The 12497-nt window shown below is 65.3% G+C and carries 11 protein-coding genes; 6 read left to right on the top strand and 5 right to left on the bottom strand.

The window, feature by feature from the left end; all coding sequences use genetic code 11:
- Positions 1–120 precede the first annotated feature (120 nt).
- The 5 genes from ACSQ27_RS03155 (at position 121) to ACSQ27_RS03135 (ending at position 5735) form a co-directional block, all read left to right on the top strand.
- A complete protein-coding gene (locus ACSQ27_RS03155) occupies positions 121–708 on the top strand; it encodes a hypothetical protein (protein WP_436154029.1) in 588 nt (195 codons plus the stop codon).
- A gap of 55 nt (positions 709–763) precedes the next feature.
- Positions 764–2353: a rhodanese-like domain-containing protein gene (locus ACSQ27_RS03150; protein ID WP_436154028.1), complete on the top strand. Its 1590-nt coding sequence runs from the start codon at positions 764–766 to the stop codon at positions 2351–2353.
- Positions 2354–2422: 69 nt separating this feature from the next.
- Positions 2423–3418 (top strand): Bug family tripartite tricarboxylate transporter substrate binding protein, encoded by a 996-nt coding sequence (locus ACSQ27_RS03145; RefSeq protein ID WP_436154027.1) that lies wholly within the window; start codon positions 2423–2425, stop codon positions 3416–3418.
- Positions 3419–3445: 27 nt separating this feature from the next.
- Positions 3446–4639, top strand: coding sequence for a cystathionine beta-lyase (gene metC, locus ACSQ27_RS03140; protein WP_436154026.1), 1194 nt, complete (start codon positions 3446–3448; stop codon positions 4637–4639).
- A gap of 82 nt (positions 4640–4721) precedes the next feature.
- Positions 4722–5735 (top strand): YeiH family protein, encoded by a 1014-nt coding sequence (locus tag ACSQ27_RS03135; RefSeq protein ID WP_436154025.1) that lies wholly within the window; start codon positions 4722–4724, stop codon positions 5733–5735.
- 16 nt (positions 5736–5751) lie between these two features.
- On the opposite strand, the gene oppF is transcribed toward ACSQ27_RS03135, so the two are convergent.
- From oppF to ACSQ27_RS03110, 5 genes are all read right to left on the bottom strand, one after another.
- Positions 5752–6738: a murein tripeptide/oligopeptide ABC transporter ATP binding protein OppF gene (gene oppF / locus ACSQ27_RS03130; RefSeq protein WP_436154024.1), complete on the bottom strand. Its 987-nt coding sequence runs from the start codon at positions 6736–6738 to the stop codon at positions 5752–5754.
- A complete protein-coding gene (locus tag ACSQ27_RS03125) occupies positions 6731–7735 on the bottom strand; it encodes an oligopeptide/dipeptide ABC transporter ATP-binding protein (RefSeq protein WP_436154023.1) in 1005 nt (334 codons plus the stop codon). Before ACSQ27_RS03125 ends, oppF begins: the two co-directional genes overlap by 8 nt.
- A gap of 8 nt (positions 7736–7743) precedes the next feature.
- Positions 7744–8673, bottom strand: coding sequence for an ABC transporter permease subunit (locus tag ACSQ27_RS03120; RefSeq protein WP_436154022.1), 930 nt, complete (start codon positions 8671–8673; stop codon positions 7744–7746).
- A 20-nt stretch (positions 8674–8693) separates the two neighbouring features.
- Positions 8694–9614 carry an oligopeptide ABC transporter permease OppB gene (gene oppB / locus ACSQ27_RS03115; RefSeq protein WP_436154021.1) on the bottom strand — a complete coding sequence of 307 codons (921 nt, stop codon included), beginning with the start codon at positions 9612–9614 and terminating at the stop codon, positions 8694–8696.
- Positions 9615–9769: 155 nt separating this feature from the next.
- Positions 9770–11383, bottom strand: a complete 1614-nt coding sequence (locus ACSQ27_RS03110) for a peptide ABC transporter substrate-binding protein (RefSeq protein WP_436154020.1) — start codon at positions 11381–11383, stop codon at positions 9770–9772.
- A gap of 471 nt (positions 11384–11854) precedes the next feature.
- On the opposite strand from ACSQ27_RS03110, the gene ACSQ27_RS03105 reads away from it, so the two are divergent.
- Entirely contained in the window at positions 11855–12478 is a 624-nt protein-coding gene (locus tag ACSQ27_RS03105; RefSeq protein WP_436154019.1) for an alternative oxidase, read from the top strand.
- Positions 12479–12497: the final 19 nt, after the last annotated feature.

Raw genomic sequence — 12497 nt, 5'->3', positions numbered from 1 at the left:
TGCGAGAGCATCTTCATATTACGGATGCTAATGCGTTTATCTCTATTTCTGAGTTGTTTGAAAAATATGACTTGACTATATTAGGCCCACCAAACCCGAATTTCACTCAGGAATACGCCCATGAACGCAGCAGCAGAGCGCAAGCAGGTGGTTGGCGCCGCCATTCAAAACATTAAAGTTATTGTTGGAAGCGGCGAGGCAACGCGCCCCTCCCTGGCCAAGGTCCTGGCGGTGCTGAACCAGTTGGCCAGCCGCAAGGACCTGTGGAGCGATGCCGATTTCAACGCGCCCGTCAGCCCCGAACTGCAGGCGCGCTACCTGATCGCCGAAGACGCCGACCAGAGCTTCGCGCTGTACCTCAATGTGATGCGCCCCGGCAAGCGCATCGTGCCGCACAACCACACCACCTGGGCCTGCATCAGCGCCGTGGAGGGCACGGAGCTCAATCGCGTGTATGAACGCCAGGACGACGGCTCCGTGCCCGGCAAGGCACAACTCAAAGAGGTCAGCTCGGTCGTGGTCGAGCCCGGCACGGGCATCGCGCTGCTCGCCGAGGACATTCACTCGGTGGAGATTCCCGCGGGCCAGGTGATACGCCACCTGCACATGTACGGCCGCGCGCTCGAGACCCTGACCTCGCGCACCAGCTACGACATGGAAAAGGGCACCTACGAAACCATGGGCATCGGCGTGCAGACCCGCCGCTGACCACCCACGCCTTCTTTCCTTCTTCGAATTTTCTGAACTCACACGCCTTTATTCCATGACACGTTTTGTAGACGCGGCCACGCTCAAAGCCTGGTTGCACGACGGCGAGGAAATCGCCTTGTTCGATGTGCGCGAGCACGGCCAGTACGGCCAGTCGCACTTGTTTTACGGCATCCCCCTGCCCTACAGCCGGCTGGAGCTGGACGCCCCGCGCCTTGCGCCGCGCACAGGTGTGCGCGTTGTGGTCTATGACGGCGACGGCAACAGCGCGGCGCCCCTGGCCGCGCGCCGCTTCAGCGCGCTCGGCTACGCCAACGTGCAGGTGCTGCAAGGCGGCACGGCCGGCTGGCAGGCCGCCGGCTTTGCGCTGTTTGCCGGCGTCAACGTGCCGTCCAAGACTTTCGGCGAACTGGCCGAACAGGTCTACCACACGCCCCGCGTCAGCGCGACCGAACTGGCGGCCATGCTGGAGCGCAAGGACGACGTCGTGGTGCTGGACGGGCGGCCGTTTTCGGAGTTCCGCAAGATGAACATTCCGACGGCGATCAGCTGCCCCAACGGCGAGCTGGCCCTGCGCATCCGCGACCTGGTGCCCAGCGAGAGCACCCACATCGTCATCAACTGCGCGGGCCGCACGCGCAGCATCATAGGCGCGCAGACCCTGATCAACCTGGGTGTGCGCAACCCGGTGTCGGCGCTCGAAAACGGCACCCAGGGCTGGTACCTGGCCGACCTGAAACTCGAGCACGGCGGCACGCGCCGCTATCCCGAATCAACTCAGCCCGGCGGTCCCGCCGGCATGCGCGCGGCGGCCCAGGCCCTGGCAGAGCGCTTCAAAGTGCCTGTCGTCAATGCGCAGACGGTTAGCGGCTGGGCGGGTGACGCGCAGCGCACGCTCTTTTTGTGCGACGTCCGCAGCCCCGAGGAATTTGCGCAAGGCAGCCTGCCCGGCGCGCAGCACACGCCCGGCGGCCAGCTGATCCAGGCTACCGACCAGTACGTGGGTGTGCGCAAGGCGCGGCTGGTGCTGTTCGACAACGACGGCATGCGCGCGCTCACGGTGGCGAGCTGGCTGCGCCAGCTGGGCCACGACGCCAGCGTGCTGGACCAGGGCCTGGCCAGCGGCCTGGCCTTGCCCGCCGCGGCACCCGTGGCCCTGCCCGCGCTGCCCGCCATCAGCGCACAGGCGCTGATGGACGGCCTGGCCGACGGCAGCGTCTGTGCCATAGACCTGCGCCCCAGCATGCAATTCCGCCAGAAACACATCGCCGGCACGCGCTGGTCGATACGGCCGCGCCTGGCGCAGGCCCTGGCCGGTGAACACCGCCCGGTGGTGCTGATCGCCGACGAACCCGCTGTGGCCGCCTGCGCGGCCGTCGACCTGCAGGCTCTGGGCCTGAAGGCCAGCCTGCTCGAAGGCGGCCTGGACGCCTGGCGCGCCGCCGGCCTGCCGCTGCAGGCTTCCGAAAACATTCCGGCCGACAGCGACTGCATCGACTACCTTTTCTTCGTGCACGACCGGCACGACGGCAACAAGGAAGCGGCGCGCCAGTACCTCGCCTGGGAAGTCAACCTGATCGGGCAGCTGGACGCGCTTGAGCTGAAGGCGTTTCACTTCCCGGACGCCGTTGCCGCGCACGCCTGAGCTCCGCCGGCCCGGCGCCCCCGTTTTGCCTCTTCTTCATTTTTTGCTTCCCACCATTCAGGAGCCCCCATGTTTGCCAAGCTGAAATTCACCGCCGCCTCGCTTTGCTGCGCCCTGCTCGCCGTACACGGCGCCGCCTCCGCGCAGCCCATGCCCCAGGTCGGCGGCTTCCCGAACCAGGCCATCAAGTTCGTGTCGCCCTTCCCGGCCGGCGGCGGCAATGACGCCACCACGCGTTTTGTGACCACCCGCCTGTCCGACATCACCGGCCAGAGCGCCATCGTCGACAACCGCGGCGGCGCCGGCGGCAACATTGGCGCCAAGGCCGTGGCCGATGCCAAACCCGACGGCTACACCGTGCTCACCGGCCAGGTCTCGCTGATGGCCGTCAACCCCACGCTGTACGCATCGCCCGGCTTCGATCCGCTGAAAAACTTCCTGCCCATCACCCAGATCAACGCCGCGCCGCTGGTGCTGGTGGTGCCCAGCAATTCGCCCCTGAAAAGCTTTGCCGACCTGGCCGCGCAGACCAAAGCCCCCGGCGGACGCGTCACCTATGCCACGCCCGGCAACGGCACCCTCTCGCACCTGGTCGGCGTGGTGCTGGAAAAGGACAGCGGCATCGGCATGACCCACGTGCCCTACAAGGGCGCGGCGCCTGCCATCACCGACCTGTTGGGCGGCCAGGTGGACGTGCTCATCACCTCCACCGCCTCGGTGTCCAGCTTCATCCAGAACGGCAAGATGCGCGCACTGGCAGTCACCAGCCCGCGCCGCATCGGCGTGTTCACCAAGGTGCCGACGCTGGAAGAGCTGGGCTACAAAAACACCACCTTTGAAGACTGGTACGGTTTCTTCGCGCCGGCCGGCACGCCGCCCGAGCGCGTGGCCTACCTGCACGACAGCATCGTGCGTTCCCTGAAGACGCCGGAAGTCAGCAAGCTGATCACCGACGGCGGCAGCGAAGTGGTCGGCAACACGTCGGCGGCCTTCGCCGCACAGCTCAAGGCGGACATCGCCCGCTGGTCGCGCGTCGTCAAGCTGTCGGGCGCCAAGCTAGACTGATCGCTCATCCACCAAGGCTTTCCGGACATGACCAAAAAATCGCCATCGGCAGCTTCCCCTCTGACCCGCCTGGTCCACGCCGGCAAGCAGCCGGCCTTTGAGGGCGGGCGGCCGGTCAACCCGCCCGTGGTGCGCGCCAGCACCGTGCTGTTCGACAGCACGGCGCACCAGCGTGAAATGCGCCAGCGGCGCGGCGAAGAACGCGTGTTCACCTACGGGGCCCGCGGCAACCCGACCAATTACGCGCTGGAAGACCTGGTCAGCGAACTCGAAGGCGCCTATCGCACGCGGCTGTTCCCCACAGGCCTGGCCGCCATCGCCATGACGCTGCTGGCCTACCTCAAGCCCGGCGATCATGTACTGATGTCGGACAGCGTCTACGAACCGGCGCGCAAGCTGGTCGATTCCTTCCTCACGCCCTACAACATCCGCTGCACTTTTTTTGCGGCCGACGGCAGCGACGTGGAAGAAAAAATGGAAGCCGGCACGCGCATGGTTTACACCGAATGCCCTGGCTCGCTGGTGTATGAAATGTGCGACCTGCCGCGCCTGGCCCGCATCGCCCATGCGCGGGGGGCGCTGCTGGTGGCCGACAACACCTGGGGTTCCGGCCACCAGTACCGGCCGCTGGCGTTGGGCGCCGACGTGTCCGTCATGGCGGCCACCAAATACCTGTCGGGCCATTCCGACGTGATGATGGGCACCGTCGCCACCACGCAGGCCGCATGGCAGGCGCTGAACGAGCGCAGCGACGCCTTCGGGATGACGGTGAGCCCCGACGATGCCTACCTGGTGCTGCGCGGCGCGCGCAGCATGGCCGCGCGCCTGGCCTTGCATGAAAGCCACGCGTTAAAGGTGGCAGCCTGGCTGCAGGCACGCAGCGAGGTGGCGACCGTGTTCTGCCCGGCCTTGCCCGGCGACCCGGGCCATGCCCTCTGGCAACGCGACTGCAAGGGCACCAACGGCCTGCTGTCTTTCGAGCTCCGGCACGGCTTCGACCAGGCAGCCGCCGAGCGGCTGATCGACGGCTTGCGGCTGTTCGGCCTGGGCGCGTCCTGGGGCGGCTATGAAAGCCTGGTCACGCTGGCCAACCTGCGCAATGCCCGCAGCGTGACCGACTGGTCGGGCCGCGGCCAGATCATCCGGCTGCACATCGGGCTCGAGGACCCGGCCGACCTGCTGGCCGATCTGCAGCAAGGCTTCGCCGCACTGCAAGCCTGATCTCCGGGGGCCTCCAGGTCCCTTCCTCGCGTCCACTGTGGCGCCTTTCCCTCTTTGCTTTTTCCACGAGGTTTGCACGACCATGCCCAGCCCTGCGCGCCCCTGGCTCCTCCACGCCCGCAGCCTCTGGCCCGGCCTGGCTTTGCCGCTGCTCATCATGCTGGCGGCGACTTTTCTTTCCGAGCACTACGGCGGCCCGCAGCTGCTTTACGCCCTGCTGTTCGGCCTGGCTTTTCACTTCCTGTACCAAGATGCGCGCTGCAAGCCCGGCATCGAGTTCTGCGCCAGGACACTGCTGCGCATAGGCGTGGCCCTGCTGGGCGCGCGCATCACGCTGGCGCAAATCGGGCAGCTGGGCATAGGGCCGCTGGCCACCGCGGTGATCGCCATTGCCAGCGCCATCGCGCTGGGCGCCTGGCTGGCGCGGCGCCTGGGCCTGAGCACCGACTTCGGCCTGCTCTGCGGCGCGGCCGTGTCGATCTGCGGCGCTTCGGCGGCGCTGGCCGTGGCGGCGGTGATGCCCAAGACGCAGGATAACGAGCGACACACGCTGCTGACCGTGGTCGGCGTCACCGGCCTGTCGACGCTGGCGATGGTCAGCTACCCGCTGCTGGCCAGAATCCTGCGGCTGGACGACATTGGCGCCGGCATCTTCCTGGGTGGCACCATCCACGACGTGGCGCAGGTCGTGGGCGCGGGCCTGATGATGTCGCACGAGACTGGCGACGTCGCGGTGATCGTCAAGCTGTTCCGCGTCACGCTGCTGGTGCCCGTGGTGGCGGTGCTGGCCTGGTACTGGCGGCGGCGCAGCAACGGCACCGGCGATGCCGGCCCGCGCACGCCGCTGCTGCCTTTTTTCCTGGTCGGCTTCATGGCGCTGGTGCTGGCCAACAGCCTGGGCGTGGTCACGCCGCGGATCAACGAGGCGCTGGGCCAGGTCTCGCGCATCTGCCTGGTGGTCGCCATCGCGGCGCTGGGCATCAAGACCTCGTTCGAGGAACTGGTCAAGCTCGGCTGGCGGCCCATGGCGCTGATGCTGGCCGAGACACTCTGGCTGGTCGTCATTTTTGCGGTCTACCTGTGCATCCTCCGGTGAGCCAACGCTAAAACCGTCAGGCCAGCAGGCAGGCCGCTTCCGTCTGCTCGCTCAGGCGGCGCAATGCCGGCACCTCTTCGGCACAGCGCGCAATCGCCAGCGGGCAGCGCGTGCGGAACACGCATCCCGAAGGCGGCGCCATGGGCGAAGGCAAATCTCCCTGCAACAACTGGATGACTTTTGTGCGCTCCAGCGCCGGGTCGGGAATCGGGATGGCCGACAGCAGGGCCCGGGTGTAGGGATGGCGCGGCGCCGCGTACAACGCTTTTTTGTGGGCCACTTCCATCTCATGGCCCAGGTACATCACCAGGATGCGGTCGCTGATGTGTTTGACGACGGCCAGGTCGTGGGCGATGAAGATCAGCGCCAGGCCCATGGTTTTTTGCAGTTCCTTGAGCAGGTTGATGATCTGCGCCTGGATGGAAACGTCGAGCGCCGACACCGGCTCGTCGCAGATGATGAGCTTGGGCTCCAGGATCAGCGCGCGCGCAATGCCTATGCGCTGGCACTGGCCGCCGGAGAACTCGTGCGGGTAGCGGTTGATCTGCTGCGGCATCAGGCCGACGCGGCCCATCATGGCCTTGACGCGCTGCATCACCTCGGCCTCGGGCATGGCGGGGCGGTGCGTGCGCAAGGGCTCGGCGATGATTTGCGCGATGGTCATGCGCGGGTCCAGCGAGGCCAGCGGATCCTGGAAGATCATCTGTATGTCGGCCCTGGCGGCCTGCCAGGTGTCGCTGGAGGCCCCCGCCATTTCCCGGCCCATCCAGACGATGCTGCCGGCGGTGGCCGGGATCAGGTTCAGCACCGCGCGCGCCAGGGTCGACTTGCCGCAACCCGACTCGCCCACCACGCCCAGGGTTTCGCCCGCATGGATGTCGAAAGAAATGCCGTCCACGGCCTTGAGGATGCGGGCCGGCGACCAGGGCCAGGCGCCCGCCTTGATCCTGAAATGCACCCTGAGGTCGCGTACCGAGAGGATGGGTGGCGCCGCCTCACGCATGGCTGGCCTCCTTCACCGCGAGTTCCGACACAGCCTGCACGGACCGGTGGCAGGCCCGGAGAACGGTCGGGTCATGTTCGGCCGGCAACAGCGCGGGCAGCGATTCCACGCACTGCGCGCTGGCCAGGGTGCAGCGCTCGCTGAACGGGCAGCCGCTGGGCAGCTTCGCCATATTGGGCGGCGCGCCGGGAATGGCAACCAGCGCCTCCTCTTCCGCGTCCAGCCGCGGGATCGCGCCGAGCAGGCCTACAGTGTAGGGATGCGAGGCGCGGTAAAAGATGCTGTCGGCGCTGCCCTGCTCCATCACGCGCCCGCCGTAAAGCACCATCACCTCGTCGCACAGCCCGGCCACCACGCCCAGGTCGTGCGTGATCATGACGATAGCGGTGCCGAAGTCGCGCTGCAGCTCGCGCAGCAAGGCGATGATCTGCGCCTGCACCGTCACGTCCAGCGCGGTCGTGGGTTCGTCGGCGATCAGCACCTCGGGTTCGCACAGCAAGGCCATGGCGATCATCACGCGCTGGCGCATGCCACCCGAAAACTCATGCGGGTACAGGCCGATGCGGCCCGCCGCATCGGGAATCTTCACGGCATCGAGCAACTGCACCGAACGGGCGCGCGCCGCCTTGCGGTCCAGGCCCTTGTGAAACTGCAGCACCTCGGTCATTTGCCGCTCCACCGTCAGGTAAGGGTTCAGCGAGGTCATGGGATCCTGGAAGATCATGGCCACGCGATTGCCGCGTATCTTGTTGAGCTCGGCCGGCTTCATGGCCAGCAGGTCACGGCCCTGGTAGAGGGCCTGCCCGGTCGCCTTGCCGTTGCTAGCCAGCAGGCCCATCATGGCCAATACGCTCTGGCTTTTGCCGGAGCCGCTTTCGCCGACGATGCCCAGGGTCTGGCCTCGGTCCAGTGAAAAGTTGATGCCGTTGACGGCATAGACCAGCCCGTCCTGGGTCTGGAACTGGACGCCGAGGTTCTTGACTTCAATCAGGCTCATGGCGTGGCTCAGCGTTCCTTGGGGTCCAGCGCATCGCGCAGGCCGTCCCCGATGTAGTTGAAGCAATACAGGGTCAGCGACAGCAGTCCGGCCGGGAACAGCAGCATCCACGACGAGACCTCCATGACGGAGGCGCCGTCGTGGATCAGCACGCCCCAGCTCGTCATGGGCTCCTGGATGCCCAGCCCCAGGAAGGACAGCACCGACTCCACCAGGATCACGGTCGGCACGGTGACCGTGGTGTAGATCACCACAACACCCAGCAGGTTGGGCACGATGTGCTGGAAGATAATGCGCCGCGTCGGCACGCCCAGCGCACGGGCCGCTTCAATGAACTCTCGCGAGCGCAGCGACAGGGTCTGGCCGCGCACCACGCGCGCCATGTCCATCCACGAAAACACCGTGATGGTGATCACCACCAGATAGAAGGCGCGGCCCAGAATGGTCACCATCAGGATGGCGATCAGCAGATAGGGCACGGCATACATCATGTCGACCACGCGCATCATGAAGGCGTCCACCCTGCCGCCGAGGAAACCTGCGGTGGCGCCCCAGACAATGCCCAGTGTGACGGCCGACAGCGTGGCCAGGAATCCCACCATCAGCGACACGCGGCCGCCGACCAGGCTGCGCACCAGCAGGTCGCGTCCCGATTCGTCGGTGCCGAAAAAATGCGCATTCTTGAACGTGGGCGGCAGGCTCATGGCGTCCCAGTCGGCGGCGTCGAAGGCATGCGGCAGCAACCAGGGGCCGACGATGCAAACCAGGGTGATGAATGTGAGAAGGCACAGGCTGAACACCGCCGCCTTGTTACGCAGAAAGCGCACGCGCGCATCGGCCCAGGGGCTGCGCCCCGCAATGTCGGCCGGCGCCGTTCGCAGCGTATGGCCCAGCGCCGCGGCCAGCTGGTCTTGTTTGTCTTTGTTCCTGAACAGCATGGGATTCGCTTCAAGTGGCTTCAATACCGGATCTTCGGGTCAAGCAAGGCGTAGGCCAGATCGACCAGCAGGTTCAGCGTCACGGCGATCACGGTCACCAGCACCACCAGGCCCAGCACCAGGGTGTAGTCGCGGTTGGCCGCGCCGTTGACGATGAGCTTGCCGATGCCGGGCAGCGAGAACACCGACTCGGTCACGATGGCCGAGGTGATCGACGAAATCGCCAGCGGGCCCATGACGGACACCACCGGCAGCAGCGCGGGCTTGAGGGCGTGGCGCAGGATGATGGTGCGCGTGGGCAAGCCCTTGGCGCGCGCGGTGCGTATGAAATTGCTGTGCAGCACCTCGATCAGGCTGCCGCGCATGACGCGCCCTATGGTCGCCACGTTGATGAAGATCAGCAGCAGCATGGGCAGCACCATGAAGCGCGGCGAAAAGTCGTCCCAGCCGCCGGCCGGCGCGACCTTGAGCCAGACGGCGAACACCAGGATCAGCACCGGGCCGATCACGAAGGAGGGAAACACATGGCCCGCGTTGCCGAGCAGCATGACCCCGTAGTCGATGGCGCTGTTCTGCCGCAGGGCCGCCATGGTGCCCAGGAACACGCCGACGAAGAGCGAGATGAGAATGGCGCCCCCGCCTATCGCCGCGGAAACCGGCAGCGCCTTGGCCACCAGTTCGTTGACCGACCAGTCGGCATAGCGGAAAGACGCGCCCAGGTCGCCGTGCAGCAGGCTGTTGAGGTAGTACAGGTATTGCTGCCACAGCGGCAGGTCGAGGTGGTATTTGGCCTGCAGGTTGGCCAGCACGGCCGCGGAAACCTTGCGCTCGTCGTCGAAGGGCCCGCCCGGCGTACCGTGCAGCAGGAGGTAGCAGACGGTGACGACGGCCAGCAACGTGGGGAGCGTCGCGAGGATGCGCCTGAAGGTGTAAGACCACATGGGAATCTCCGGGCTAGTCAGTGTGAGCGCACGAGGGTATGGGCCGGGTACAGCTTAGCCCTGAACGGCCCGCAAGGCATCAGAATTTTTCGGGAAATGGAAGAAGCGAATCGGGGACGGGCAGGCGCACGGCGGCGCCTGCCCCATGGCCGTCATCAATGTTTGACGATGTACAGGTCCTTGCCGCGGTAGCGGTCCAGCGCGTTGGTGGTCGAATAACCGCCCACATAGGGCTTGACCAGGCGCGGCACGGTGTACTGCAGCAGCGGGATGATGGGATAGTCTTCCATAATCATCTTCGCCGCCTGCGTCAGCAGCACCTTGCGCTTGGCCGGGTCCATCGCCTGGTTGCCTTCGTCGATCAGCGCGGAGGCCTTGCGGTTGCAGCTGTTGTGGTAGTTCTGGTCGGAATCGCACTGCACCAGCGTGAGCCAGGTGGTGGCGTCGTTGTAGTCGGCGATCCAGCCGTTGCGGGCAATCTGGTAGTCCTTGTCGGTGCGCTTCTTGATCAGCACCTTGAACTCCATGGCTTCGAGTTCGACGTCCAGGCCCAGCTTGGTCTTCCACTCGGAGGCCGCGAAGATGGCCATCTTCTTGTGGTAATCGCTGGTGTTGTAGGAGAACTTGAGTTTGGTGCCGGCTGGAAGCGCGGCCTCCTTGAGCAGTTTTTTGGCTTCGGCAATGCGTTTGTCGGCGGGCCACTTGGCCCAATCGTAGACAGTGACGTCGGCGCCGGAAGTGCCCTTGACGATGACGCCGTAGGCCGGGGTCTGCCCATCGGCGGTGACGCGCTGCGCCAGGATGTCCCGGTCCAGCGCCATCGACAACGCCTTGCGCACTCGGATGTCCTTGAGGGCCGGGTCCGCATTGTTCATCGAGTAATAGCGCAGGCCCAGCATGTCGGTGTTGCGGATTTCCTTGGGGTACTGCGCCTTGTACTTGTCGTAGGTGCCGGGCGGAAGCTGGTAAACCCAGTCGTTCTCGCCCGACTCATAAAGCTTCACGTCGGCATTGCCGTCCTCGACCGAGAGGTAGGTGATCTTGGTGAGCTGGACGTTCTTGGCATCCCAATAGCTCGGATTTTTGGCCAGGATGATCTTGCTGTTGACCTGCCAGTCCTTCAGAGAGAAGGCGCCGTTGTTCACCATGTTGGCGGGCCGGGTCCAGTCCTTGCCGAATTTTTCGATGGTGGCCTTGTGCAGGGGTGCGAGCTGGGGGTTGGACACGACTTCGGGCAGGAAGCTGACCGGGAAAGGCGTCTTGATTTCCAGGGTGTAGGGGTCGACGGCCTTGACGCCCAGTTCGGTGACGGGTTTCTTGCCCTCGATGATCTCTTTCGCATTGAGCAGGAAGACGCCGTAGGTGGAGGCGTACTTCGAGGCGGTCGCCGGGTCGACGAAGCGGCGCATGCTGTAGATGAAGTCGTCGGCGGTCACGGCGTCGCCGTTGGACCATTTGGCGTTTTTACGCAGCTTGAAGACCCAGGTCTGAGGGTCGACCTGCTTCCAGCTTTCGGCCACGCCGGGCACGATCTTGCCGTTGTTGTCCGCGGCGCACAGCCCTTCGAACATCTCGCGGATCACGTTGTTGGCTGGAACGCCGGTCGCCAGCGCGGCGTCCAGGGTTTCGGGCTCGGAGCCGTTGTTGCGGACCAGTTCCTGGGTTTCATGCAGTTTCACGCCGGCGGGCACGGTGGCCGCGGCGGCCAGGCTGGCAAAGGCCAGCAGCACGGTGCCGGCCAGGGTTTTCATCGTCCAGTTTGGGTTCATGCTGGTTGCACTCCTGAATAAAAACTGGCGGGCTTGTGGCCCGCCGTGATGGATGGAGCATCTCGCCTCCCGTGGGGGTGGCTAGACGTTGGCCTGTCAGTCGGCGCGAATATACCGCCGCCCCGGACACCGCTCCGTAGGGAGTAACCCTTCAGCAATTAGCGTGCCTTGTCGCTTAAGAGACCCCGCATGGATACATTCAGCACACTTGTTCACAATTGACGCAAGGACAGCGGCAGGCCCCGGCGCGGATCGCGGCTGCCGCGGGCACAAGGCCCCGTTGTCGAAACGGGCTGGGGAAGCCCGAATCCAGGTAGGAGGAGGCGCCGGGCGTCTCCTTTCACGACGATTCGTGCTCCAATAAACTCTCAGCCTAATACCAGCGGGCACTTTGCGCTGCAAAATTTATAGCAGTTTCCGTTCACGGGTGGGCATCCCGCATCACCCGTGAGCGCTCCAGGAGAACCGCTCATGCCTTCAGCCGCACCACTTCAGGCACACCACGTGCCGTCCGATTTTTCTGACTGGTTCGCCTGGCGCGCGACCCGGTTTTTGCGCTTTCTGGCCGACACCTTTTTCGCCGGCCGTTATGGCAACCGCGCCGTGGTGCTGGAAACCGTGGCCGCCGTGCCTGGCATGGTGGGCGGCGCGCTGGTCCACCTGAAGTCCCTGCGCAGCATGAAGGATGATGAAGGCTGGATCCGCACCCTGCTGGACGAGGCCGAAAACGAGCGCATGCATCTGATGACCTTTATCCAGATCGCCAGGCCAAGCCAGCTGGAGCGTTGGATGGTGATGCTCGCGCAGGGGATTTTTTACAACCTGTTCTTCCTGCTGTACCTGCTGTCCTCACGCACGGCGCACAGGCTGGTCGGCTACTTTGAGGAAGAGGCCGTCTACAGCTACACCGAATACCTGGCGGGCATAGACGGCGGGCAGTACGAGAACGTGGCAGCACCGCAGATCGCCATCGATTACTGGAAGCTGGCCCCGGACGCGCGGCTGCGCGACGTGATCCTGGTGGTCCGTGATGACGAAGCGGGCCACCGCGACGTCAACCACGATTTTTCGAACCAGCTCAAGGACCGGGCTTAGGCCCCGGATGGGCCTGCGC

It is taken from the genome of Polaromonas sp. LjRoot131 (genome assembly GCF_964252805.1).
In the GTDB taxonomy this organism is placed as follows: domain Bacteria; phylum Pseudomonadota; class Gammaproteobacteria; order Burkholderiales; family Burkholderiaceae_C; genus Polaromonas.
This window is presented reverse-complemented; position numbering and strand designations above follow the sequence as displayed.